This window comes from Microbulbifer discodermiae (assembly GCF_040742695.1).
GTDB lineage: Bacteria > Pseudomonadota > Gammaproteobacteria > Pseudomonadales > Cellvibrionaceae > Microbulbifer.
In genome coordinates, this window is sequence record NZ_JBFLAB010000060.1 from 1 (window position 1) to 23121 (window position 23121).

Below are 23121 nucleotides of genomic sequence, written 5' to 3' on the forward strand. Positions count from 1 at the left end.
CAGTTGCACCCACTGCTCCCGCTCCCGTGTCTGATTGGGTTTGGCGGTGGAGCCGCCGCGGACACTGACCCGATACAAGTTGTAAATATCCTCGCGCTCCATGGTGGGCCACACGGCCCCCTGGCCGGCGATCTGGCGCACCTGCTCCGGGGTCATTTCCAGCAGGAGTATTTCCGCCGCATAGCCGGCCACTTCGCTGATCCAGTCTTCCAGTGCGTCGCGGCGCTCACCCATACGGCCTTGCATGGAGGCGGCCATCAGTTCGGCTTCGGTGGCGGTTTTGGAAACCTGGGTGATATTGCGGCTGGCGTCACTGGCACCGGACAGCATTTCGATATCCCGGTGAATGGTCGAGGTGTCAAACAAACCGGGATCCACCCGGGGGGCGGGAATTTCCTGCAGGTCGTGGGCCAGTGGCCGCTCCGGATCGCCGCCTACGCCGATCATGTCGTTGGTGCGCCGGTTTTGGATATTGTCCAGGTCTTCGTCGTCCAGCCCGCCGGCGCGGCGATAGGCGGTGGCCGGGCGCAGATCCCTCCTCAGCTCCCGGTATTTATCCCGGGTCTCGTTGTATTCCGCCTGCAGGTCCTCCAGTAATTCCACATCGGACAGAGGCTCCGCACTGCCGTCCACCTGATTGAAGGCGAGCCCAAAGAAAGGGTACCAACGGCGCCCCTGCTTTGGCGGTGAAAACGGCAGGCGCGCCCAGCGCTCTTCTCCCAGCGCCAAGGTGTAAACTGTGTTGTCCCGCTTGCACCAGATCTCGAACACCGGGATCAGCTGTTCCTCTTCCCTGCTGTCCCGACTGCGTTCTTTGCCATTGATGGTATGACGGCGTGCGGATTGATCCGCCTTGCGGCCGAACACTTCGGAAAACCGCTCGGGCGTAAACCACAGGCGGTGGGCTATGGCATCCGCCCGCTCGTAGTCGTCGAACTCGTTACGGGTGTCATCCAGAATCAGGATGTCTTCGGTCAGCGGCCGATCAATCACCAGTCCCTCGCTGGCCACCACCTCGACCTGGGATTGCAGGCTTTGAATCTGCTGCTGCAGCTCGGCGCGGGTGGCCTCCAGGTCGCCGGCACAGGCCGGGTCCTCCAATTCTCTCAGCAACTGTTCCACCCGTTGCAGGTTGTCCTGGGCATCCTCCAGGCGGTTTTGAATCAGGGGGTCCCGCCGGTAGTCTCTCTGGTAAACCACTTTCACCCAGCCCGCGGCGGCGGTCATGGTGGCGCGCAGCAGGGACTTGGCACGCTTTTTCAGCTTGCCTCCCTGCACCAGTTGACGGTTGAGCACCACCGCCAGGGTGGCGGAAAATTTACGCCAGGCCTGGTACATGGCGCCTTCCGCCGCCTCGGCGGCATCGCAGTCGATATCGGGATCCTTGGCATAGATCTGCGGAATCAGACTGGCAAACACCGAAAACAACAGGCGGATGCCCTTCCCTTCCTGCTCGCCCTTGCCTCTGCCGGACAATACCTGCCGCCAGCGCTCGACGTTTGCCTTGGTTTTTTTGTCGTGAAGCTCAACAAAGCGCTCCAGGCGGGCGGACCACCGCCGGACCAGGGCTTTTTCGGACTCGTCGATGTCGGGGGGAGCCTTGTTGTAAGGGTCCATGGCGCGCCTTATTACCAATCAGGCGTCCAGTGTGCAGGGAATACAGTGCGGTGATGAGTTGGGCGCGACATCCATATACGTCGCGGTTTGCCAGGGTTCGCCCTGGACAGGCATAATCTATTTCATTGGGATTTTGCTAGGCTGGACTTATGGAAAAGATTGTCCTTGCTGCCCTGTTGGGGGCGGTTCTGTATCCGATATACCTCTCCGTGCAGTCTGCGCAAGCGGGAGAGTATTGGAAAAAAATTCGTAAACAGAATGCTCAAAAGCAGTTGAGCCCCGAGGAAGAGAATCGAGCCGTAGTAAGGCGTTTCGAACAGGACCACTTTCGTACAGCGCTGCTAACCTTCCTAGTGTGCCTGCTGATCCTATTGTGGCGCCTAGGTCAATAACCGCAGCGCCCAGGCCAGCCGCACCCAACACTTGCTGCCCGGTGGGCGTTGTTACCGATGCTTCTTGAGCCCTCTTGGTCGCTTCAAGGGCCTTGAGCAAGCCACGCAACTCAGCCTTTTCCCGCCCTTTGAAAAATATGTCGACCTGATAACCATACTTTTTCATTTCTGAAACAAATGCGTTCGGCGACACTCCGCGGCCCTGTCGCCCTAGATCGGTGATGACTTTTGAAATCACTGCTGCCCGGGCATTGGCACGGCCGGTTGGCGTCAAGCTTTTGTACAGTAGTTCCACTTCAGATGGTTTACGACTGAAGAGCAAGCTGCCAACCGATTCCGGAGTAACATCGCCCCTGTCCAGAACATGCTTCAACCGGCTGCGAGTCAGTTTCTGCGCCTCTTCCGCATACACCGAGTTAGCCCGAGTCCATTTGACAAGCTCTGTGGATGACAGATTGCGGCGCGCAAACGCATCCATATCCTGTTTCATCGCCGAACCAACCCGTTGCAGCAGGGCTTTGGCTCTTGATGTCAATTGGCTTCTTTCCGCCCTGTCAGCGCTATTGATAATCTCGCGGAAAGCTGTACGGTTTTCCTTCAGGGTGGTAAAGGATTGTGGTGCCTCTTTCAATATGGCCATCAGCGACTCTAAATCATCCATCGCAGAGGAGGACTGAATCACTCCTTTACGACCCAGTTCCGCAACGGCGGCATCAATCGATCGGAAGGTGTTGTACAAGGGTATATGGCCCGCTGTGTCGAGCTTGCTACCAATTGTGGACAATACATTACCCGCAGCCCGTTTCATTCGATCTTTTTGCACATTCAGACTGTCAACAATGGCATCGAAACTGAATTCGCCGTACTTGCTGGCCAACTGCTCTACGGCGGCCTCGCGCGCATGCTGCTGTTTCTCCCTCAAACCGCCAGTACCCAGCACGGGGATTTTTTCGGCATTCTCCAAAGCCGCCTTGGATGCCCATGTCTTCGGCTTATAAATATCAGAGGTCATCACCGGAACCTGCATGGTAGCCGCCGCTTCCACCAATTCATTTTTCGGTGACCCTTTCACTGCCCGATAAGCCGTGCTAATTGCATTTTCACCAACTTTGAAAGCTCCACCTAAACCGCCCGCAAGCGCAACCTCGCCAGCTCGTATACCCTGTCCGCCCAAACCCTTTTCTACACCCTGTAATGCCGTTTCGGTCATCGCATTTTTAGCAACGGCACCGGTTACCGATGTAGCCCGACCAGCCGGCGTAAAGGCCAGCATATTGAACACGCCGCGAATCGCATCCTGCGCGGATAGACCAGGCCGATTGAGCGCGTAAGAGCCAGATGGCATGTTGACGATAGTATTGCCTCGGGCATCCTCCTCAAAGGTGACGCTTTCCCCAAATTGCTCTCTCAAAATGCCACGCAGTGACTTGTCATCACCGCTTGCCAAAAGGCCCAGCGATGCCTTAAAAGCTGGAACCGACAACTGGTTCAGCTCCGGCGCAGCACCGATCTCTTGCACTGACTCCATTTCCGGTGTCATTTTTTCCTCACCGGTAAATGCGTCCTTGGTACGCTCCCAAAGGCCCGACTCCTCCGTAACTGCCCCCCCTGACCGCTGAAACTGCCCTCGGGGTCTGTGTTTGGTATCTGGCTGCTCAATTGGGTCCATCCCCTCCTGCACTGGAACAGGCTGCCGGGCCTCGCGCGGTCTCTGGTATTTCAACCATGGTCCTTGTGAGGGAGTAGGATTGGCGTTTTCCGTCGCCAGGTGCGCGGACTTCTGATATTTCTCCCAGGGTTTCATTGTCGCCTCAGAACCCAGCTATCCGGGCTGGACGGATCTCCGCCAATAAATAAATAACCATCCTCCTCGGACCCGACAAGCGGTGCCTGGTTGAAGTTATCTCCACCATTCATCGGGGGAAGCATTTCATTGGGATTTCGTAGGCCGTCGACGCCGAGGGTTCCGCGTTTTCTCTCCAAACCCGTCGCGAGAATGTCCCGCAGCTCCTGCAGCGAAACTTTAAATTCCGTCTCGCTCTGTGCGGTACTCAAACGTGCAAATGCATTCTGTGCCTTCTGGCCTTCGATCTCGGTGATGTGGCCCCCACCCTTGAGGGATTCGAAGGCCGCAAGGAAATTCTTGCCCTCAATCTGGTCCAGCAACACATTAAAGTTGGCTTTCTCGGAGCCGGGGATTGCCGGAATGCCCGAACCCAGACCTACGGCATCCTCCAGACCCGGATGGTTCAGTGCCTTGTCGATCAGGCCGATCTGCTCGTGGACACTGGCCTCGTAAGCCGGGAAGTCCATTTGATCCACCGCGGCACGCTTGCCAAACTCTGTGCCACTGGCGCTGGCCGCGGCAGCGTCCTCCAGGTAGTCCAGCTGCCGGTTCGGAGCCACCGCATAGTCGTAACCCTCCGGCAACTGCACCTGGGAATAGGCACCATCACTACCCAGTTGCAAAGCTTGGGTATCACCACTCTCGTCAGTGACATAAACGGGGTTCAAGCTGAGTCTTCTGTCCGGCCCCTTTACACCCAAAAGATGGCTGCGGCTGATCTCATCTCGCAACGCCTGCTGCAATGCGCCGGTCTTGGCTACATCGGCCGTGATTTCCGCCGCTTTAATCGGCTGGGCATTGAGACCGGCAAGACGGGTGCCGGCAAGGCTCTGTTGGATTGCCTGGGCCAGAGCGGATTCAAGGGGACCGGCATCGCCCCACTCCCCGGTATCCCGATAATCCGCATACTGCTGCACCTGTGGCACAGTGGCGCCGGTCTGGTCCGCCACCAGAGAATGACGCAGCCCCTGGTCGTGATTGAGGGCCAGGCTGTCGCGCACTTTTTGCGCCAGGGCGCTCTGGTAATCGGTTTGTGCCGCTTTCAGGCCCAGGTCGGCCTGCGCCAGATCCTGTCGCAGCAACGCCGACATCCGCGCCTCTTTCGCTGCCTCTTCCCGCGCATTGCCCTCGGCCAGTGCCCGGACGGCATTGCCGAGACCGGTGCCCAGTGATGTTGAAATTGCGTAACGCATAATCCGGCCTCAGACAAAGGGTTTATATTGGCTGACGTTTTCCATCATCTGCCCGTTGTCACCGGCGATGATCATGCCGTCGGCCGCACTTCCACTGCCACCGCGGGCCAGCATGGCCGAACCAATCGCCGACAACAGGGAACCGCCCAACACCCGCTTGGCGCCCTTGTGGTTGCCCGCCAGGGCCCGCTTGCGGGCCGCCTCGTTCCAGGCGTGCTCGGCGGCGAAACGCCCCAGGAGGGTCTGCTGTGTCTGATGCCGGCGACCCAGGGCGCCGGCCTGCATTTGATGACCGCCCAGATTGCCCATCAGCCGGGCGATAGTGCGCGCATTCTCGGTGCGCAGAATTTCCCCGCGCGCGGCTTCCGCCAGAGCGGCATCACTCTGGTCGGCGGAGAAGTTGAACTGTGTTTGACCGCCCTGCTTTTGCAATGCCTGGATGGCGGCAATACGCTCCGCCTGGGCATCGTCCAGCCCATCGCGGTAGCTGCCGGGGGTGTAATCGGTCTGCAGGTTGTCCAGAATCTCTCTCTGCTTTTCCTCCCGCAGCTGGTCGGCCTCGCGATCGTGCCGGCGCTGTATCTGCACGTTTTCCTTGATCTGTGCCTGCTGTCCCCGGTGCTGCATATAAGCGCCGGAAAGCAGCGCGGCGATGGCCGCTATCGTCATGGGTTCCATCAGGGACCTCCTGTGATGGTGCCGTTATGACCGGCGGTGCTGTGATAGCTCTGCTCCGCCAGTTGGCGCCCTTTGTTTTCCCGCCGCAGTTCGTAGGCGCGCAGTACGTCGTCAAATAATCCGTTGATCTGCTGGCTGGTGGCGGTGGCCGAGGCGTTGGTCATGGCGTTGCCGATATCCGCCCGCAGGCTGCCGGCGCTGGCCGCATCCAGGTTGCCGGCATTCACCTGGGCGATGGCATCGTTCATGATGCTGCTCATGCGGGACTTGGCGTTGGAGCGCGCTCCGGCGGCCACACTGTCGATCTGCGCCAGCCCGCGCTGGTAGGCGTCGTCCACCTGGTACTCATATTGGTCGGTGAGGTGGGAGCCCACCATGCCCTGGCGCAACAGCTGCGCCATCAGGGCGTCGGTGACGTCGTGGCGCTGGGTATTGAGGGTGTCGGTATGCACCGCCGTGACATCGTCGTAAACCCGGTCCAGGTTTTGCGACCACTGTGTATGGTTGGGGCTGTTTTCCACCGGGTTGCCCCGCGCATCCAGGCCGAAGGTCCGGTAAATGGAAGCCACCGCCTGTTGTTGACGGCGTTTCTGTTCCGCTTCCTTGCGCGCCTGCTCGCGGTTATAGCGCTTTTGCTCTTTCGAGCCGTCACTACCCAATCCCATGTTTCACCCGCCCGTAAATTTCCACGTCCTCCCCCCTGCGCCCAAAGGACCGACGCACACCCTCCCGCTCAAAACCCAGCTTGCGATACCAGCGCCCGGAAAATTGGTTGGTCGATAATGCATGGCCCTCCAGGCGGTGATAACCGTTTGCCAGCGCCGTCTCCACCAGGGTCCGGCCGGCTTGCGTCACTTCCCGCAAACAGCGGCGGGGCCAGCCGGTGGTGCCCAGCAGCCAGAAGATGGCGACACCCGGGTTGATGGGGCGCAGACCGCCTACACATTCGGCGACGCGCGCCTTTAACACCACCAGGCCCACAGCGCCCTCGCCTTTGATCCAGTCCTGCACCAGTTCCAGGGCCAGGACGGGGTCGTAACCGCCCTGCATGACCTCGAACTCCGCCACGTTTTGCGCACAGAGCCCATTCAGGACTTCGGCGATGTGATACTCGCTGGCCGCGGCGATCATCAGATCGGCCCCAGGTTGTGGTAATGCAGGGTGATGGCGTCGAGCTGGAAGGGTTCGTTGTGGTTGTGCCTTACCACCGGGGCGAAACTGGACCCCATCACTTCCACCGGCAGCGTCGGCCCCGGGCGGGAATCGTTGCTGATGGACTGCCAGCCAGTCTGGCGATCCGGATAACGGCTGTCGTATTTAATGGCGAATTCCGCCGTGCCCTGGAATACGAAATCCGCACCCCACAGCTGCTTGGTCACTCCGGGCCCTTTAAAATCGACAAACGGCATCTCGACATACACTTCGATGCCGGTGCCCTCTTCCGTACCCGCTTTGCCGTAGTCCTTGTAAACACCCCGGTCCACCAGCTGACAGATACGGTTGGCGGTGCGGATAAATACGGTCTGGTAGGCCTCGGCCACATAATCGATGCGCTCCGGAAACAGATACTCGCTCCAGGCGCTGATCTTGCTCACCTTGCTCAAGGTGTACACATAAACCCGCGATCCCCGCACGGACATCCCGGTCGCCAATGTGTAATCGTGGTCGAACCAGAACCACAACTGGCCGTATTTGCGGATATAGGCACAGCGACCCTCGCCCGGCTCCCCGGCAAACAGGTCGTCGATGGCGGTACCCACGTCGATATCGTGCACATTGTCGGTATCGGACTGCTGGGTAATGGAGCGCACGCCCTGATTGCTCAGAAAAAACAGGTCACCGGCCATGCCCGCATGACCGTAGTAATCGCGCGCGCCGCTGTAGACCAGCTTGCGAAACTGATTGGTGGTCTGGTCCGCATCCACATGCCACAGCTGGGCGTGATCATCCGTCCACACGACGATATTGTCGTGATAGGCGCCCAGTGCCTTGACCAGGTCATTGCCATCCGCGGCAAGAGGCCGGCGGACAAACTGTCCGGCGTCTCCTCGGGGGTCCAGTTGCGCGGGTCGGCGCCGGCACAATAGCGCACCACGTCCCGAGAGGCCGCGTAGAGGCGCTGGCCCCGCTTCGTCACCGTGCGGGTTTTGGGGCAGTTGCCGTCCGCAATCCGGGTATCCGTTCCACCGTCGAGAAAATGGTGCTGGAACTGACCGTCGACATACTCGGCCACCACATACAACTGGCCGTTAAAATGCTCCGCATACCAGATGCGCCGAATATCCGGGGCGCCGGAAATGCTGTTCAACCCGTGGGCCCGGATACCGGCGGGAAGGCTCGGGGCTGGATGCTGAACGTCATAAAATACATGAAGATCGCCGTCCATCTGCGCGAGACCATGGGTATTTTCCGGCAGCGTGTAAGCCTCATCCAGCGCTGGCCGCTTGCGCGGCACCTTGCCGTTGGAGATATAGGCGTTGCGGAGAATGCGCAGGCGGTTGGCGTCGGCCACGAATTCCCCCTGGCGCACATCGAGACCGGCGGCCCAGCTCTTAAACGTGATCTGCGGCACGGGGCGCCCTCCCGTAGGGATCGCTTTGGATTATTTTGCGCCGGTGCACCCGTCGACCCCGGGAGCGGGACTTGACCTGCAGCAGCTCGCTTTCCAGCTGGGCACCATATCGATCCGCGTCCGGCTGCCGGTAATGCAGTTTTGCGTTGTAGAGCGCATGTAAAAAGATCAGATTGTCATTGAGGCTGGCCCGGTCGCCCTCCCCCTCGAAGCGGTCCGGCTTGCGCACATAGCGGATGCGCAGAGGGTAGGTTCTGTCGGCTTTTGGATGCAGCTCCAACTGATCGGCCATTTCCCACCGGCAGGGCCGGTCCAGGGTGTTCAGTGGGTCGCGGTGCTGCCAGTCGATACCGCGCGCCAACGGCAACCACTCGACGCCGTCGTACACCGCGACCGACAGCACCCGTTCCGGATCGCAGTCCTGCGGGTATTCCAGCAGCCTTTGGCCATAACCCACAGTCTTGTCGGCAAACCGGATCAGGTGATGCCAGTCCACCTGCTCCCACAACTGCTGCTGCGCATCGTAGAGAAAGGAATTCAGGATAGGGGCATTGACCGAGCTGGCACCCGCCTGGCCGCCAAAGCCGAGCCGACAGCTGTTGACGCAGCTTTTCCAGGGTGCGGTATTGTCGGGCCATGACCTGCCGCTTCCGCTACCAGTCCCTGGCCGGAAACTCGTCCTGTCCTTGAATATCCTCCGGTTGCTCCCCCGGTTCCCCTTCCGTCAGGTCCCCCGTCTCTCCCTCCTCTGCACTTGCCTGCGCCTCCTCCCCGGCAAACTGGCGGCGCCGATCCAGGCGTTCGCGCCTGACGCTTTTTTTCTTCGCGGCCAATGCCGATAAATGTCGCTGCCGGCGTGCGGCCCGTTGCCTATTTTCCGCCTCCTCTTTTTCCGACAGTATTTCATCGTCCCGGTCCAGCATGGAAAGCACCGAATCGATGGAGCGGTCCAGGCAACCGGGCGCTATCTGCCCGTAGACTTTGACAAACACCTCCTCACCGTAGCGGCGGATCAGGCGTTCTATCTCCGCCTGCTCGTCGTAATCGGTCAGCACCGGCTCGCCATCGGCATCGACCACCAGTTCCTGCACATCACAGCGGTGCACATAGGCCAGTACCGGGATTTCATGGGCGGGATAGGTGTTGACGATCTTTTCGGCCGGATCGCGCACCAGCAGGCACTTTGCAGCGGGTATTTCTTTCAGCATGATTATTTGCTCCGTCGGTCATTCTTACGCCAAAGCCAACACCGCATTGCAGCGCGCGCGGTTCATCGTCAGCGCACCCTTCCAGGTCAGTGCCCAGTAGGTGACATACTTGTCGTGGGGGCGCGGCGGCTTGCGGCTGATGCGGTCCTGTCCCTGCATGGGGCGCAACCGAATACTCTTCAGGTTCAGCAGGTAACAGCGCTTGGACCAGTGGGTGAGCGGCGCCACCGAGCCATCGAAGTTGTCATCGAACTGCGGCACCCAGGTGATGGGCACACCGTTGAACTGCAGATCCGTCGCCGGATCGATGGTGGCGCGGCCGGTACCCGTCCGCACAAAGCGCTCAATCTCCGCCTTCGCCTCCATACGGAACGCCTGGATCCAATCCCAGCCGGCAAAAATATGCGTCGGCGCCTGGCCGCCAAAACGAATGCAGTTTTTCCACTCCTCCTCCAGCGCCGGAATAATGTCACCACCACCCGCCAGTGCCGTGGCGGTGTTATTGCGCCACCAAAGCTCCGTCGCCCGGTCGATACCGCCGACAGTACCCGTGGAGGGATCCAGTGGAACCAGATAATCGATACCCGCCAGATCATCGGCACTGCCGGAGCCGTCCAGCCAGCAGACGCGGTCAAACGCATCCTCCCAGCCCTCGTCCAGCGCCACCATCTGCTCGTCTAACAGATTGGACAGCTGAATCGCCTCGGCGCGGGTCACATTGCCGCCCTGGCCGTTGTCATCGATCTTGATGCCGTGCTGCGCCAGACGGTCCTCGTCCAGATACAAGCCATCGTGCGCGGAGCGCCACGGAAACTTGGCCTGATCCAGGGTCTGCCGGCGGTTATAGGTCACCTGCTGCTCGCCGCGGTAAAACTGGAAGTTGGATTGATAGGCCACGCGAAGCTGCTCGACCACATACTCCTTCGCGCCCGGGAAGGACTTCTTCTTTGGCATCAACGCCTTCAGCAGCGGGCGGTCCTGCTTGATCTGATCTTCAGGTGAATTCTTTAGATGAAAATCCAGGACCGCCTTGCCGGCGTCCTGAATCTCCTGGGGAGTAAAAGGCATAACGGTGCTCTCCACATAAGTGACAAACGTGCTTGCATTGGCGAGATGCGAAACGCCGTTTGCAGTGGCGAGCTGCAGTTCTGCCGAGTCGGGGCGCGGACCCGGATACACACGCAATAAGAGAAAAATATCAGGAAGGATTTGCGGTGATGAGTTTCAATGTGATCACTTTTCTGTCTACTTTAGTTTCGCCGCCGACAGTGCCGCTCCTGCTCCACCGCATGCTCCGCAAACTGGGTCAACCAGTCCATGCTGCCGTGCTTTGGCTTGGGCTTGCCCTTTTGTGAGGAGCGGGCCGCGATCATATCGCCCACCTGGCGGCCGGCCAGGCCACAGGTATCCACAGCGTCGTCAAAGCGGCCGGCGGGGAATTTTACCAACTGGTCCTGTACATGCCGGACCCAGGGACCGTGTAAGCGATTCCGCCTGCTGGGGAAATACACCTTGCCCCGCCGGCACAGGGCGCGGAAGCCGGCGACATTCGCCTCCTTGTCACCGATATGGGGCATCCACTTAAAAAACAGCTGCGACTTTCGGTCTAACTTTTCCCGCTTGATAGCGCCTCGGGAAGCGTGGGCGATCACCCCCTTCTCCGCATGCCAGCGCTGTACCCGCCAGTCCTCCGCCATATCGAACAGTGTGCCCACCCACTCGTCCAGATCGATCTGGCAGGTCCACCAGTCCACCGCGTAGAGATTAAAGGCCTGATCCACGCCCCAGACCGAAAGCTCCGTCATATCGGGATCTTCACCCTCGTCCGGTGTGGCCACAGCCCCATCGTGAAAGCCGTAATACACCAGGCGTCTGGGCAGCACATCGTACTCGGCGAAATCCGAGTAGGAAAATAGAGCGCCCTCCCCCGGTGTCGGATCCTGTTGGTATAAAGCGTTCCAGTCCCTGGGGAGTATGGCGTTGCGGGTTTCCCTCAAATAAGTGGCCGGGAACCGCTGGGACCAAAGCACCTCACCGATCTCGCGGCCCAGGGGATCCGCTGCGGCCTGCTCCCGGGTTTCGATCAGCGCGGGCAGCATCAGGACCTCCCAGCCCTCCTGCCACGCCTGCAGCAGATAACCGGCCGGGTCGTCCTCCGCCCAGCGGGTGTGCATCACGATCACCGCCGTATCCTTGTGCATTCGGGTGCGGACGGCACCACTCAGATTGTCCCGGATGCTGGACATGATCGCCTTGGACTCCACCTCCTGGCGATTGCGGATAGGGTCATCCAGGATGATCAGGTCCGCCGGGTTGCCGGTGACACCGCCGGCCAGACCCTGGGCCAGATAGCCGCCCCCCGCGGTGGTGGCATAGCGGGTCATCTCCTCCTGACCCGGCTTCAGCTGGGTATCGAACACCGCCTGGTGGATATGCCCGCGGATCTTGTCCCGGTTGATCCGTCCCCAGCGCTTGGCGAACGCCTCGCTGTAGGCCAGGTGAATAATGTTCTTTGCCGGGAAGTGCCCGTGGTAATAGGCGGGGAAACTCTCGCTCACCAGCCGGGACTTACCGTGCTGTGGCGGTAAGAAAATCATCAGCCGCCGGCATCGGCCATCCACGATACGCTGGAGCTTTGCCGCCACCAAATGGTGAAAGCGCGCCGGCGCATAGGTGGGATCGTGAGCGATCTCGTAAGCGATCAGATTGTTGTAGGCCAGCTGGCGCCAGTCGACGCCCGCTGATTCCGCCCCCATTAGCCGGTGCCTTCCGCCTCCAGTACCGCCTGCGCCATCTTGCGCGCAGCGCCCGGGCCCACAAACTCCAGCGGGTCACCGCCCGGGCCCGTCACCTCCAGCGCCTTCAGTTCAGGCGCCCAGTGCCGCCGCAGCTGGCCGTAGCAGTGCACCGCCAGACTGAGGGTTTCGCGGCGCTCTTTGACCGCCTGCATCAACTGCTTGCCCATTAAATCCTTTACCCGGTCCGTATCGATCCCATCCGCCGCCGACAGGTCCTCCACAATCGCCTCAACCGCCCCAGAAAAAGCCTCCCGCGCATCCCGCTCCGCCTGCATCCCGATCCGCGCCAGTCCCTCCACGGGATCACAGCCCAGCGCCTGCAACTTCTCCTGCACCTGCTGTGTCCGCTTGTTCGGCGTACCCTTGGTGCGTCCACCGGTTTTTTTACCGCCGCTCTTGCCTTCCGTCGACATCACACCCACCTCTTGTTCAGTAAATTCAGCGAAGGCACCCGGTAGGGTTTGCGTGCCTCCAGGGTTTTTCTATGGCCGGGCCCGCCGTGCCGCACCTCGTAGCCACCCACCATCAGGCAGCGGCGGATGGTGTTGCGCGTCAGCCCCGTCTTCTCCACCAGATAGTGCATAGTCGTCCACTCGGGTCCAACCACCGCCGCCACCCGTCGCTGCGCCTCACCGTAACCCTGCCTCATACCTCCTCCGGCCACTTTTGCGCTTTCTCCTGCCGCTGCCTGGCCAGTTTGTGCCGCTGGTAGCTGTAGTACCAATTCATCACAAAGGAGGCGACAGCTACCAGAGCACAGATGAAGCCAATGGGGTTTTGGGTAAACAGGCTGTAGAGACTGCCAATCGCACCGGCGGTTACCGTCGTGGCGTGGCCGGCCTTCTCCGCCAGCTCCCGCATTAGGTCGTGCACGGTCATGGTTTCACCATCGCCTTTGTCTTTTCCTTACTGCCCTGGCTGGAGCCGTACCAGAACTGCAGGATCATTGGTATTGCACCCGTGATCACGCCGAGCATCAGAGTGCCGGTCTGTTCGAATGCCGGGGTTACCTCTACGCTGCCGGAGAACAGCAGGTAGGTCAGGAAGAAATAGCCGCTGATGAACACAAACGACAGCACCGCCTGAACCCACAGGCCCCCTTTAATGCCTAGTTCCCGCGCACTCTTGCGATCTTCTACCTCAAGCTGGTACACATCGATATCCAGCTCGCGCATCTTCACCTTGAAGTCGTTGTCGAGACCCCGCAGCTCCAGCAGCTTTTCAGGGCTCGCGTTCTGTACCAGTTCCGCTATGTCCTGCTCACTACCCTCACCATCCTGCAGGAAGTGATCCGAGAGGAACTTCACTGCCGTTCCTGCAACAGGGCCGCCCAAAGCAGCACCCAGGGTCGGGGCCACGCTTTTAACGATTGATTTCCAGCTCATAGTTATCTCCGGGCATAAAAAAACCGGCTCAGCGGCCGGCTTATTCAGATGTCAAATGTTGCAGCAAGCGCAATATATCCTTATTTGTTAGGTTTCGGCTTGAACAAATCTAGATTGTCACTAACACCAAACCTTGTTGCTTCCGCCAGAGTAGCTGTTTTTGGGGTTACTATTAGATTACCAGAGCACTTTACATAGGATTCTGACTCATGAGCATGAACCGCATCCCAATAATCATCTAGTTCAAGCTGAACAGTAACGTTCTTATCAGAGTCGTTAACTTTAGAGCTAATAGTGACCTCACCAAACTCATCACCTGGGATACGTTTCATTTTTGTTACTAAGCCAAAAGCGGTGTACCCATTGATCACATAATTACCCTTATAGTACTCGGAAGCGCTTTCAATAGCTGGGAGCTGGCTTGGTTTAAATGAGTGATGAGTTATTATATTTTTCTTATCTAACTCAACACCTGCAAGCTTTATACTTACTTCAAAACTTCTGGATTTAGATAAACCGCTTAAACCGACGAGTGCATCACATAGGTTTGCACTTACACCTTCCGAAACCACCTCTTCAAAGTGAAATATATCTTGATCCTCAGAATATTGCTCAATAGCCGAGCTTATTGAAGAAAGGCTTTTAGCTAAATTTGTTGTTACTGACCGTGTTAGAGAAGTACTGTCTATTTCTTCCTCAGTATTAGATTTTACAGTTATTGGTGAAATAAGGCTTACAATAAAACTACCTACTTCAGTTTGGCCTAGCCTTAGCTTTGATATGAAGTTTTTTTCATCATCCGAACGACTACCTGAAAAGAATTTCTTCTTTTTAAATGTTGATAAAGTTGATGCAATTAGTAGATCTTTTGATTTTTCAATTAATAATACACCATCAGCAAGTGGAATGCTTCCATCCTCGACATCATTGTGTACAACTCGAATTTTTACTAAATCTGTATAAAAGTTAAGAATATCATCTAATACTAGACTAGGATTTCTTTCTTCAAACTCTGAAATAGATGTAATTGCCTCATGTATTTTTTGAGTGAACCCTCGTATATAGATATCTACTGGCTGTATCACCTCAAAAGCATAATTTTCTTTTTCAGCTCTGTGCCAAACGACTGCCTTAGAACCAATGCTCCCATCCTTTACCCAGCCCATTTGCTCTAAGTAACTTGATAGATGAATTGGAGAAATATCACCAAGCGAAGTTAAATAGATTTCTCTGTTCATGCTACCCCCCTAATGCTTGCCACTTCCATAAGAGATAGCATACTTTCGGCACTCAGAAGTTGCGACTTAGGGATATCAATTGTCACCGAGGTAGTGTTTGAGGTTTCTGGAAAGTCTTTGATAGACATCCAGTAACAGCAGTGCTGCAATTTAGTTAATTTCGACTCATAACGCAACCAATTCTTTGGCTCTTTTGGAACAACAACTACAAATAAATATCGAGGTGAGAGTATGTCATCTCCACGCAGATCATTATAATTTTTAACTGATAAATTGAATTTTAAAAAAATCAGATTTTTCAAAATCTGCAGCAGTGCATTTCAATTGCACTTCTAATTGTGGATTTCTAATAGGAGCAGAATAACCTCTTCCCTTAATGATGATGTCAACACTGTCATCATCGACATCAGGAATCGCCGTTCTGAACCCCACCTGTGCAGCAATGGCTTTTACAAAAGCCCGGCTGAACAATTCCTTCTTTTGATTTCTATCCATAGATTATTATGTTGTTGTTTTGAGAAGCCTTACACTTAGATAGTGATCACCATGGCACTATCATCTTTCCCACTATCTCAGAATTAATTCCGAGAACGCACGATAGATTTCTTTCAGATTAATCAGCTTAGCAAAAACACATTATAAAAAGTATTTAATTTAATACTTTCGAATATCGGCATTACTGACTAAGATTACATAGCCGCCAACTATAACTGCTGGGACATTTTCGTCAAATGACATAACCTTTGCTCAATTAAAAAAGTGGTATGTCCTGCGCTGGATCAGCTCGTGAATATATGCATGCAATGCTGATGAGCATGGTAACTGACCCTGCTCGTTGAATTGCGAGTCATGAACTCTCCCCCACGAAGCTGCTATCCCTGGCGCCGTGCGGGCCGATAGTGATCTCGCGGCAATCCCAGCCCTGGGTCAGGAGGCAGGCTATGTACCCACATTCCATGAGTTCTGCCGCATTGTGGCCTAGCTTTAGCGTGAAAGCACGCGCTACGGGCCTCGAAGCTACTTGCCCAGTCAGAACACTGAACCCCTCCAAACGCCCCCTCAGTAGCTCCACACAGTTGGCCGGGTGCGCTCACCCGGTACGGGCTCAAGGTCATCCAGGTGGAGGAACCGTCCGCCATGAGCGCCCTTTTGCTTCACGCCGATACCGGTAAAGCCCTCCTCCTGCGCGATACTCAGCAGCTCATAAGCCCGCCCACCTGCAACTGATACATCCACCGCCTGCCCCGTGGTGTGCGTCATGGTGGAGCCAATCTTGGTGCAGTGCGAGGGGCAGCGATACCCCGAGTTGATCACCATCGGTTTGTTAAGTCGCTCCCTCACCCTGATCAATCGGCGCAAGGTGTCATCCGAGAAGTGGTTTTTGCCACAACAACGGCAAGCCAACTCCTCCTCGGTGAAGTAGTCGTTCTTGAACATGAGATCACCGGAAATAAAAAAACCCCGCCAGGATCAACCGGCGAGGTCGTGAGTTAGGGGAGTATTTGTTTTACAGTAAAAGCCGACTTATGGCGGCCTATCAGGATGATCGCTGCACATACTTCTGCTGCAGCTTACCTAAAAATAACACCTAGGTGCCTAGGCTGTCAATGCATACAGACTGTATTTAGATACAGTTATGCGGCATTTTACGCCAAATAGAACGCCTCGACCGTTCCCTCTATGAGATTGCACATATTGCCCACCCAGGCTTTCGACTTCCCTAGGTAGATTACCATCCACCGCCTATCTTGAACATTCTACCCTGATAAAGTCATGCGATACTTTGAATAAATTTATCCGTGACATCTGTATTTTTTCTTCCCGCAATTGCAAAGTAATACAATGGCTCTCCATCAATAGATAGTCTATGCCGATATCGCTCTATATGGTAAACGTCAAGGTGCTCTGAGAATATGAGCTCTCTCGTCATTCGTGAAAATCCCGTCGAATCATTTTCTGCAAAAAAAGTATCTTTAATATTAAAAGCCACCCACCCCTTAGCGCCAATGGTATTAAAAGCTTCTAAAAAAGCTTTCACAGGAATATCACCAAATCCAAGGGCGGCAACTGTTACCATACAATTAAAATCCCATGATGCTATTTCTTTTCTTACATCAAAATCTAGATCAGTAAAATCCTGAATATGATAAGCATCATAAGTTCCAGGTCGATCACGGACAGTTGCAGCATAAGCTTCAGAAATTATATCAACTCCAACGAGACGAGAAATTCCACATTTTTTCAACTCTTCACCCATCATTCCATTGCCGGCCCCGAAATCAAGAACTCTCAATTCGGAAAAATTTTCTGAGCTTTGTCTAATTGCGGCTTCAAGAATCGAGGCAACTTTAGCAGGAGAAATACATTTAAGGCGGTCATAGAAAATTTGCTCATACAAACCAGGAATTTGATATATTTCATTGTAGTCATGGAACCGAATTTTTCTTGAACCACTAGAATCTTGCAAGTAAAAATATGCTTCTTCTTGACTTTTTGTTGTCATTTCATTTTTAGGGAACTGTATCCTATGCCTTTTATTCATAGATCCCTCTATTTTCCCTATAGATCACAATTTCAACTTTCATATAATTCATACTTAAAATCTCATATCCCTGATCAATCATTTTTCTGCGCTCAAAATAAAACCGGGTTATAACTGTGATACATTTCCAATGTGTCTTCGTTACTTATTGCGCCATAATTTACATACTAATTTTTAAAAACATACAAACTTTATATTTTTCCAGGCATTTTTTATGATATGCAACCTGGCGGCTTACCCCCATTGAATTTAAGTATATGTTCTCAGCGTTCTGTCATGCTCAGCCACCAGGGGGACACACTCAGAATTTCCTAGCTTTACAGCCTGAAAAGATTTTGTATAGTGAGCTCAGCAATGCAGAGTTCCATCTTCACTCACTTTTGAAGAAAAGTATATGCCTAAATTTAGATTCTATTCATTCACTCAAAAGCTCTGCATCTGAATTTTTCACAGCACGAAATATGGGCATAAATGCCCACATATCACGCGAATAAATTTATGCACACCTAGCATTGGCATCAATTATGAAACAAATTATCGCTGAAAGGCAGGATATCTATAAAATGGCCGAGTAATTTTCTAACCTTGGCATATCCGATCATACATTTGTCTAAATTCCACTAGATTCTTGCGTCACTGACATTAGTTTCAACAGTGGTATGTGGCGAGCCTGGCGCAGATCAACACTCCGCCCCTCGTCTAGCAGCGAGCAATTACTGGAATTGCAGACACAAAAAAACCCGCCATTAAGCGGGTTCTTGAAGTGCAATGCGGAAAAACCGCATGTTAGAGTTTTTATACCCCCTCAGGACAAACTTGTCAACCCGGCTGCTGGCAACGCTTTCGATAATCCCCTACGAGCTCGGCTACCGGACCTAGCGCCCTTGACGGTAACGGGTCCAGACGGCGCTGGAAGCGCTTCCAGATCCTTACCCACTCCTGGTCCCATTTCGCTTTACTGCACCCCAGAATAGTGCGAGCTTGGCTCAGGTCGATAGGCCGCCCATTCACATCCCGAAGGGCACAGGTGTTGATACAGAAGAAGGCCAGCTTGCTGACCTGGATTCTGTTGTGCGGCTCACCCCATTGGTCAAACTCGGTCATTAGGTAATGAAGGAGCGCGGCACGCTCTTTGAACCGTGCTGCCGGCGGCGCATAGGCAGCCATGCCCCAGCTGTAGGCCAGAGGGTCGGTTTGGCGCAGTTTGGCCACCACGTTTTGAATCAGACCCTTTTCACAGGCGTCCATGATACGGCCACCGCTGCCCTTCCCTACTCTTGTTTCAACCGCATAGAGAGTCTGTGCTGGCATCCTGGCCGTTATTTTGCCATCTTCATCTCGAATCTCGTCCGTATAGCGCTTGGCACTCCGACCGAACACCGCTTGGGCTTTAAGGGCAGCCGCGTAGTCGGATTGCTGTGTGGGGCTATCGAAAGCATCGTGCCATGCCTGCCGTGCGGTGTGGAATCTCATCAGCTGGCCGTGAAGATCTTGCGATACAGCGTCGGGGTTGGATTGCGGTCCCGTTTTCTGAGCCTGCCGGAGGTCTGCCAACGCAGAAAGTCGCCACAAGCCAATTCGTATCTGGCACACCTGTCTCGTTGGTGGCAGTGATCACAAGGCGATGGCTCCGTCAGGGCGCGCTGTTGGTTGGGTGTCAGTTCGGTCTTGCCCCAGCTGCGCATCAGGTCCCTCTCTCGGTATACATCAGGATAATCATCGAATCAGCCCCTTATCCCGCATCCTTGTTTGAGTTTCAAACAGCGCCCGCAGCTTGCTGCGCTCTACCTCAACCTTTGGTATCTCGGTCTTGCAGCGCCCGTCGATCACATCGTGGCAACAGCTGCAGCCATAGACGCCCCACCAATCGGGAGACTTTCGAGCCATACCGGCTTGGCTAGGTAGATGGCACAGCACTACCGTCTCCGGGTCACCGTTGCAGTGTGGGTAGAGCCGCAAAGTGCAGTCCTCGCCCTTCGCCGCCTGGCGTAACTTAGTGCTGGGCATCCAGCAATGCTCCAAAGTCCACGCCCTTGAGGGTGTAACGGTCAAATACCCTATCGATATACCGCTGGCACTGCTTGACGGTCATCAGGCGTGTGACCGGAAACCATTCCATCAGGTCGAGCTTGTCCTGATATGCCACCGGCTTGATGATCTTGTCGTAACTCTCCCGGAACTTTTCGTCTTCCTCCCGCAGAATTGGTACCCCAATGGTCAACTTGCACTCTGCCCGTGCATGAGCGCTGTCGTCACCGTACAGGGATCGGCCAATGCGCTGGTACAGCTCGAAGCACATGCGGTTCTGATCCAGGCTGCGGTCCTTGCCCAGGCGCCAGAAAAACCGCACCACCTTGTGGTCCGCAAACAAGCGTTCGCAGTGGTTAAAAAACCCCTGCAGGCTGGCCTGGCTATTGACCTGGAACTGTTTCGGCATTCAGGCACGCTCCGCTGTGGTTTGCTCGCCGGCAAGGAGAGACTTCAGTTCTCCCAGGGCCGACAGTGCGATACCTCTGTCACATGGCCGAGTTGGCTTCTCTTCCAGCACTCGGTCCTGCACCGGGGGTTCAGGGAGGCGCTTGCCATCGGACAGGTCCTGCATAACCCGCTTCCAGGCCTCCCGAAAAGCGGCCTTTTGCTCTTTGGTCGGCATCTGTGACACTACGCTCCAGTCCATGTGGCAGTAAGCCGCATAGACCGCTGGGTTCAACTGGGTGAAATCCCGCTTTACGTGCCTCGGGCCAAAAAACCGCTGCAACAGGGAAAAGGCTTCCGGCTCGCTGGGTATTTTCCAGTGCTTCAGGGAGGCTTTACGGCACAGGGCGATAAAATCCCCGGTGGATGGCAGAAATGGCCCCTGGCTTTGCCGAAGCTCAGCCAACCCCCCTTCGATCGTGCTCCAGTCAGAAATACCCGCCTCCATCAGCGCCATCAGCCACTGGTTCTTGACTACCGCAATGGCTGACTGGTCCGGGAAGGCCGCCCGCCAGCCCGGCTTGATCCCCGCCAGTTGCTTGAATAACTCGTTCACCAGTTGTGCCGTCGAGCCAGTCGATGTCGTCGGTGAACGGGTTGGGTGGTTGCGATGATCCATTGCGCGGCCCTCCGCGTTGGGTGAGTCGGTTGATCAGCCAGTCAGCCTTCACGCCCTGCCAGCCGGCCAGCTCCACTTCGGCTACCAGGGCTTCGTCGGTCATGCCGGTACTGTCCCCGGCCTGTCGGATTTCACGGGCGGCCAGTTCCAGTGCTCGCTGGGTCAGTGGCTTGCGTAGTTTCTTGCGGTAATCGGCGAAACAGCGCGCCGAGTGTTCAGTGATGGGGAGACCGGCGAAATCGAGCCCCCTGGACTTTTTGGGCTGGACAGGAGCGCGCTCGCGCGCGTCCCCTTGTATTACTCTTACTGTATTGCTCTTACCTGTACTACTCTCTTCCGCGTTTTCCGAATACCCCCCTTCGGGATTCCGAATAGGGTTCTCCGTGTTTTCCGAATACCCCCTTCGGGATTCCGAATACCCCCCACTCACAAAAATATTACGTTCACAAATACGCTTTCCATCGCGTTTTTGGGTGATCGTCAAATAGCCTTTTTTCTCCAGGCTGGAGATAATTTCAGACACCCGGGATGGGGACAGATTGAAGAATTCGGCGAACGCCTTGTTGGACTTGTAACAGCCTCTGACAGGGTCTACGGACAGGCTATTGATTTCCACCAGCATAACCTTTTCCTGCAGGCTCAAGTCTTTAGACAGCCACAGTTCCGCTGGAATCCAAACGCCCTCAAATGCGCGTTTATCGCTCATTGACGCCTCCGCCCTCTTCTGAGGCCGATGAATCTACTGATAATGTCCGTTAAATCAACGTGTCAGTCTCTCCTGACTGTCACACCACTGGGCAGGTGTCACCTTCCCCCGTATGCTGATAGCTCCCACACCAACAGCATCCACCGGAGAAACCTGTATGGTCTGCAATCTGTTCATCCCTCATACTAAAATAGTGAAAAGGGAGCACCCTTAATGGATCAATACAACTGGCCGTTAGGGAACGGCAAAACCATTCCGTTTCAAATCTGCGACCCAAATGCAGGCTGGAAATCTATCGCTGGGTTATACATATTCAGTCACAAGACATCCGACGGTTCTTGGCAGGCGGTATACATTGGCCAGACCGACGACTTTTCCTCTCGCCTCCCATCTCATGAGCGCTGGGATGAGGCACACCGGAATGGCGCGACTCACATTCATGCAGTTTCGATTCCCCATCAGTCACAGCGCGATTCATTAGAGGATCAGTTGGTTCGGTATTTACAGCCGCCGCTGAACACTCACTTTCGTTGATATTTTCCATAGAATTTTCGCGCCCGCTTTGCTCCAAGCAAGGCGGGCTAGTGGCTGGGGGACCATATTCAGTGATTTCTATAGTCGCGCAAGTTTCAACCAGTCGCTCCAGGAACAACTGGGACTCATCAGTAAACGGTTTCAAAACAAATTCACCGTTGATCATCTTAATTTTCATATTATCTCCTTAGCATCCAAGTGTGGCAGTTAGTGGGATTGATACCTTTCCAATCGCTGAATCAGTATCTGGTAATACCGGCTCATTACCTTAATTTTCTCTCGAAGAAGGTCTTTTTCCTCGCTGTCGAAATCGTTGAATTCTTCAGATGAAAAAAGCCAATTGAGACTGAAATTTTTCTGACAAGTTCGACGATTTCTTTCTCCAAATGCCCAGTGAAATCATTCATTGATCTTCCTCTACTGAGCCGTCTTACATTTGAAAGGCTCCTGTCTTTCCCAGCAGTCATACCATTAAGCAAACCTCGTCATGTCCATTCGCTGAAATATCACTGGGAAAGTCCTACAAATCCAGGTAAGCTGGAAAACGCTCACCAAAAGGTAACAAGGAAATAGTTATGTTCGATCTCAAATCCGCCGATAGCACTCTACTTAAAACTCACAGACTCCGCCTTGAACGCAACGCATCCGAAGTGGTTCGAATAGAAGTTCGCGAAACACTCCAAAATGGAAAGTCCGCCAACTCACCCAAATTCACAGCATATGTTCTGGATGGAATGGGGATCCCAAGCAAACAATTCATGGCTATAGGGAATACGCTTAAGGAAGCTGTTAACCAACTACTTCCCCAGGCCCAATCCCTACCTATTGACGTGTTATGCCCTCCAATCAAATAAGTAGCTGATCGATTCCTGCCTCATTGAGCTATTCCAGGCGCTGCGACATCAGTCTATCAATCAGCGCTTGGCTCTCTTCCAGCTTAAGGAACTTTGGGATCAAGCTCTCTATGGCTTGCTTATCCATATTTCTCTCTTTCAAGAAGTATCCAGAATCAAGGATGGATTGGTTTTCACCCAGCACTTTCTGGAACCTTGACAGAGTTTTTAAGAGTCTCTGATAGCCCCTCTAACTCGCACAACTCTTCGGTAACCTCATCCAGAATGATCTCGGCCTGCTGTGCAGCCAGCTGCGCCTGTGTTTTGCCCTTGGAGCCATCCAACCGTAAGCGTCCGGGCATCACACCTTGTCAGCAGGAACCCAGTTATGGGGCAGCAGCTCGCCGATAGCACTGGCGCGATGCATCGGTAATCGCTGCATCACATCTTTCAGATACGCAAAGGGATCATGACCATTCAGCTTG

The 23121-nt window shown here is 54.9% G+C and carries 29 protein-coding genes; 1 reads left to right on the forward strand and 28 read right to left on the reverse strand.

Annotated features, from left to right (window positions below):
• The 26 genes from AB1S50_RS16565 to AB1S50_RS16690 all read right to left on the reverse strand — a co-directional run.
• Positions 1–1635: hypothetical protein (locus tag AB1S50_RS16565; protein WP_367152137.1), on the reverse strand; the 1635-nt coding region annotated here is incomplete at its 3' end.
• A gap of 129 nt (positions 1636–1764) precedes the next feature.
• A complete protein-coding gene (locus tag AB1S50_RS16570; protein WP_367152138.1) occupies positions 1765–3678 on the reverse strand; it encodes a hypothetical protein in 1914 nt (637 codons plus the stop codon).
• 131 nt (positions 3679–3809) lie between these two features.
• The gene (locus AB1S50_RS16575; protein ID WP_367152139.1) at positions 3810–5048 is read right to left on the reverse strand and encodes a hypothetical protein; all 1239 of its coding nucleotides are present in this window, start codon (positions 5046–5048) and stop codon (positions 3810–3812) included.
• A 9-nt stretch (positions 5049–5057) separates the two neighbouring features.
• Entirely contained in the window at positions 5058–5726 is a 669-nt protein-coding gene (locus tag AB1S50_RS16580; protein WP_367152140.1) for a hypothetical protein, read from the reverse strand.
• Positions 5726–6391, reverse strand: a complete 666-nt coding sequence (locus AB1S50_RS16585; protein WP_367152142.1) for a hypothetical protein — start codon at positions 6389–6391, stop codon at positions 5726–5728. Before AB1S50_RS16585 ends, AB1S50_RS16580 begins: the two co-directional genes overlap by 1 nt.
• Positions 6378–6857, reverse strand: a complete 480-nt coding sequence (locus tag AB1S50_RS16590; RefSeq protein WP_367152143.1) for a GNAT family N-acetyltransferase — start codon at positions 6855–6857, stop codon at positions 6378–6380. Before AB1S50_RS16590 ends, AB1S50_RS16585 begins: the two co-directional genes overlap by 14 nt.
• Positions 6857–7684, reverse strand: a complete 828-nt coding sequence (locus AB1S50_RS16595; RefSeq protein ID WP_367152144.1) for a hypothetical protein — start codon at positions 7682–7684, stop codon at positions 6857–6859. The genes AB1S50_RS16590 and AB1S50_RS16595 overlap by 1 nt, the downstream gene beginning before the upstream one ends.
• Before the next feature lie 594 nt (positions 7685–8278).
• On the reverse strand, positions 8279–8992 hold the full coding sequence (locus AB1S50_RS16600; RefSeq protein ID WP_455363759.1) for a phage adaptor protein: 714 nt from the start codon (positions 8990–8992) through the stop codon (positions 8279–8281).
• A complete protein-coding gene (locus AB1S50_RS16605; RefSeq protein WP_367152146.1) occupies positions 8952–9506 on the reverse strand; it encodes a hypothetical protein in 555 nt (184 codons plus the stop codon). Before AB1S50_RS16605 ends, AB1S50_RS16600 begins: the two co-directional genes overlap by 41 nt.
• Before the next feature lie 24 nt (positions 9507–9530).
• Positions 9531–10574, reverse strand: a complete 1044-nt coding sequence (locus AB1S50_RS16610) for a phage major capsid protein (protein WP_367152148.1) — start codon at positions 10572–10574, stop codon at positions 9531–9533.
• Positions 10575–10756: 182 nt separating this feature from the next.
• Positions 10757–12262 carry a terminase large subunit domain-containing protein gene (locus tag AB1S50_RS16615; protein WP_367152149.1) on the reverse strand — a complete coding sequence of 502 codons (1506 nt, stop codon included), beginning with the start codon at positions 12260–12262 and terminating at the stop codon, positions 10757–10759.
• Positions 12262–12720 carry a hypothetical protein gene (locus tag AB1S50_RS16620; protein ID WP_367152150.1) on the reverse strand — a complete coding sequence of 153 codons (459 nt, stop codon included), beginning with the start codon at positions 12718–12720 and terminating at the stop codon, positions 12262–12264. Before AB1S50_RS16620 ends, AB1S50_RS16615 begins: the two co-directional genes overlap by 1 nt.
• On the reverse strand, positions 12717–12953 hold the full coding sequence (locus AB1S50_RS16625) for a hypothetical protein (protein WP_367152151.1): 237 nt from the start codon (positions 12951–12953) through the stop codon (positions 12717–12719). The genes AB1S50_RS16620 and AB1S50_RS16625 overlap by 4 nt, the downstream gene beginning before the upstream one ends.
• Complete coding sequence (locus AB1S50_RS16630) at positions 12950–13183, reverse strand: phage holin family protein (protein WP_367152152.1); 234 nt, start codon at positions 13181–13183, stop codon at positions 12950–12952. The genes AB1S50_RS16625 and AB1S50_RS16630 overlap by 4 nt, the downstream gene beginning before the upstream one ends.
• A complete protein-coding gene (locus AB1S50_RS16635) occupies positions 13180–13689 on the reverse strand; it encodes a hypothetical protein (RefSeq protein WP_367152153.1) in 510 nt (169 codons plus the stop codon). The genes AB1S50_RS16630 and AB1S50_RS16635 overlap by 4 nt, the downstream gene beginning before the upstream one ends.
• Positions 13690–13769: 80 nt before the next feature.
• Entirely contained in the window at positions 13770–14927 is a 1158-nt protein-coding gene (locus AB1S50_RS16640; RefSeq protein WP_367152154.1) for a hypothetical protein, read from the reverse strand.
• On the reverse strand, positions 14924–15229 hold the full coding sequence (locus AB1S50_RS16645; RefSeq protein WP_367152156.1) for a DUF4365 domain-containing protein: 306 nt from the start codon (positions 15227–15229) through the stop codon (positions 14924–14926). The genes AB1S50_RS16640 and AB1S50_RS16645 overlap by 4 nt, the downstream gene beginning before the upstream one ends.
• Complete coding sequence (locus AB1S50_RS16650; protein WP_367152157.1) at positions 15189–15422, reverse strand: DUF4365 domain-containing protein; 234 nt, start codon at positions 15420–15422, stop codon at positions 15189–15191. Before AB1S50_RS16650 ends, AB1S50_RS16645 begins: the two co-directional genes overlap by 41 nt.
• A 564-nt stretch (positions 15423–15986) precedes the next feature.
• A complete protein-coding gene (locus AB1S50_RS16655; protein ID WP_367152158.1) occupies positions 15987–16364 on the reverse strand; it encodes a D-Ala-D-Ala carboxypeptidase family metallohydrolase in 378 nt (125 codons plus the stop codon).
• A gap of 334 nt (positions 16365–16698) precedes the next feature.
• Positions 16699–17469, reverse strand: coding sequence for a class I SAM-dependent DNA methyltransferase (locus AB1S50_RS16660; RefSeq protein ID WP_367152159.1), 771 nt, complete (start codon positions 17467–17469; stop codon positions 16699–16701).
• A gap of 819 nt (positions 17470–18288) precedes the next feature.
• On the reverse strand, positions 18289–18942 hold the full coding sequence (locus tag AB1S50_RS16665) for a hypothetical protein (RefSeq protein ID WP_367152161.1): 654 nt from the start codon (positions 18940–18942) through the stop codon (positions 18289–18291).
• Positions 18942–19154 (reverse strand): hypothetical protein, encoded by a 213-nt coding sequence (locus tag AB1S50_RS16670; RefSeq protein ID WP_367152162.1) that lies wholly within the window; start codon positions 19152–19154, stop codon positions 18942–18944. The genes AB1S50_RS16665 and AB1S50_RS16670 overlap by 1 nt, the downstream gene beginning before the upstream one ends.
• 31 nt (positions 19155–19185) lie before the next feature.
• Positions 19186–19476, reverse strand: a complete 291-nt coding sequence (locus AB1S50_RS16675; protein ID WP_367152163.1) for a nuclease domain-containing protein — start codon at positions 19474–19476, stop codon at positions 19186–19188.
• Positions 19463–19906, reverse strand: coding sequence for a hypothetical protein (locus tag AB1S50_RS16680; RefSeq protein ID WP_367152164.1), 444 nt, complete (start codon positions 19904–19906; stop codon positions 19463–19465). Before AB1S50_RS16680 ends, AB1S50_RS16675 begins: the two co-directional genes overlap by 14 nt.
• Positions 19907–20479, reverse strand: a complete 573-nt coding sequence (locus AB1S50_RS16685) for a replication protein P (RefSeq protein WP_367152169.1) — start codon at positions 20477–20479, stop codon at positions 19907–19909.
• Positions 20373–21269: a helix-turn-helix domain-containing protein gene (locus tag AB1S50_RS16690; RefSeq protein WP_367152165.1), complete on the reverse strand. Its 897-nt coding sequence runs from the start codon at positions 21267–21269 to the stop codon at positions 20373–20375. Before AB1S50_RS16690 ends, AB1S50_RS16685 begins: the two co-directional genes overlap by 107 nt.
• Before the next feature lie 213 nt (positions 21270–21482).
• Here AB1S50_RS16690 and AB1S50_RS16695 point away from each other — a divergent pair, with 213 nt between their 5' ends.
• On the forward strand, positions 21483–21803 hold the full coding sequence (locus AB1S50_RS16695) for a GIY-YIG nuclease family protein (RefSeq protein WP_367152166.1): 321 nt from the start codon (positions 21483–21485) through the stop codon (positions 21801–21803).
• Between the two features lie 1027 nt (positions 21804–22830).
• On the opposite strand, the gene AB1S50_RS16700 is transcribed toward AB1S50_RS16695, so the two are convergent.
• Positions 22831–22980, reverse strand: coding sequence for a hypothetical protein (locus AB1S50_RS16700; protein WP_367152168.1), 150 nt, complete (start codon positions 22978–22980; stop codon positions 22831–22833).
• A 17-nt stretch (positions 22981–22997) separates the two neighbouring features.
• On the reverse strand, positions 22998–23121 hold a 124-nt coding region (locus AB1S50_RS16705; RefSeq protein ID WP_367148845.1), incomplete at its 5' end, for a transposase domain-containing protein.

Excerpts from the sequence above, each read along its gene's own strand:
- AB1S50_RS16570 (WP_367152138.1), bottom strand. The coding sequence starts at position 3,678 with ATGGACCCAATTGAGCAGCCAGATACCAAACACAGACCCCGAGGGCAG.
- AB1S50_RS16575 (WP_367152139.1), bottom strand. The coding sequence starts at position 5,048 with ATGCGTTACGCAATTTCAACATCACTGGGCACCGGTCTCGGCAATGCC.
- AB1S50_RS16580 (WP_367152140.1), bottom strand. The coding sequence starts at position 5,726 with ATGGAACCCATGACGATAGCGGCCATCGCCGCGCTGCTTTCCGGCGCT.
- AB1S50_RS16585 (WP_367152142.1), bottom strand. The coding sequence starts at position 6,391 with ATGGGATTGGGTAGTGACGGCTCGAAAGAGCAAAAGCGCTATAACCGC.
- AB1S50_RS16590 (WP_367152143.1), bottom strand. The coding sequence starts at position 6,857 with ATGATCGCCGCGGCCAGCGAGTATCACATCGCCGAAGTCCTGAATGGG.
- AB1S50_RS16605 (WP_367152146.1), bottom strand. The coding sequence starts at position 9,506 with ATGCTGAAAGAAATACCCGCTGCAAAGTGCCTGCTGGTGCGCGATCCG.
- AB1S50_RS16610 (WP_367152148.1), bottom strand. The coding sequence starts at position 10,574 with ATGCCTTTTACTCCCCAGGAGATTCAGGACGCCGGCAAGGCGGTCCTG.
- AB1S50_RS16615 (WP_367152149.1), bottom strand. The coding sequence starts at position 12,262 with ATGGGGGCGGAATCAGCGGGCGTCGACTGGCGCCAGCTGGCCTACAAC.
- AB1S50_RS16625 (WP_367152151.1), bottom strand. The coding sequence starts at position 12,953 with ATGAGGCAGGGTTACGGTGAGGCGCAGCGACGGGTGGCGGCGGTGGTT.
- AB1S50_RS16630 (WP_367152152.1), bottom strand. The coding sequence starts at position 13,183 with ATGACCGTGCACGACCTAATGCGGGAGCTGGCGGAGAAGGCCGGCCAC.
- AB1S50_RS16635 (WP_367152153.1), bottom strand. The coding sequence starts at position 13,689 with ATGAGCTGGAAATCAATCGTTAAAAGCGTGGCCCCGACCCTGGGTGCT.
- AB1S50_RS16640 (WP_367152154.1), bottom strand. The coding sequence starts at position 14,927 with ATGAACAGAGAAATCTATTTAACTTCGCTTGGTGATATTTCTCCAATT.
- AB1S50_RS16650 (WP_367152157.1), bottom strand. The coding sequence starts at position 15,422 with ATGGATAGAAATCAAAAGAAGGAATTGTTCAGCCGGGCTTTTGTAAAA.
- AB1S50_RS16655 (WP_367152158.1), bottom strand. The coding sequence starts at position 16,364 with ATGTTCAAGAACGACTACTTCACCGAGGAGGAGTTGGCTTGCCGTTGT.
- AB1S50_RS16660 (WP_367152159.1), bottom strand. The coding sequence starts at position 17,469 with ATGAATAAAAGGCATAGGATACAGTTCCCTAAAAATGAAATGACAACA.
- AB1S50_RS16665 (WP_367152161.1), bottom strand. The coding sequence starts at position 18,942 with ATGAGATTCCACACCGCACGGCAGGCATGGCACGATGCTTTCGATAGC.
- AB1S50_RS16670 (WP_367152162.1), bottom strand. The coding sequence starts at position 19,154 with ATGCGCAGCTGGGGCAAGACCGAACTGACACCCAACCAACAGCGCGCC.
- AB1S50_RS16675 (WP_367152163.1), bottom strand. The coding sequence starts at position 19,476 with ATGCCCAGCACTAAGTTACGCCAGGCGGCGAAGGGCGAGGACTGCACT.
- AB1S50_RS16680 (WP_367152164.1), bottom strand. The coding sequence starts at position 19,906 with ATGCCGAAACAGTTCCAGGTCAATAGCCAGGCCAGCCTGCAGGGGTTT.
- AB1S50_RS16690 (WP_367152165.1), bottom strand. The coding sequence starts at position 21,269 with ATGAGCGATAAACGCGCATTTGAGGGCGTTTGGATTCCAGCGGAACTG.
- AB1S50_RS16695 (WP_367152166.1), top strand. The coding sequence starts at position 21,483 with ATGGATCAATACAACTGGCCGTTAGGGAACGGCAAAACCATTCCGTTT.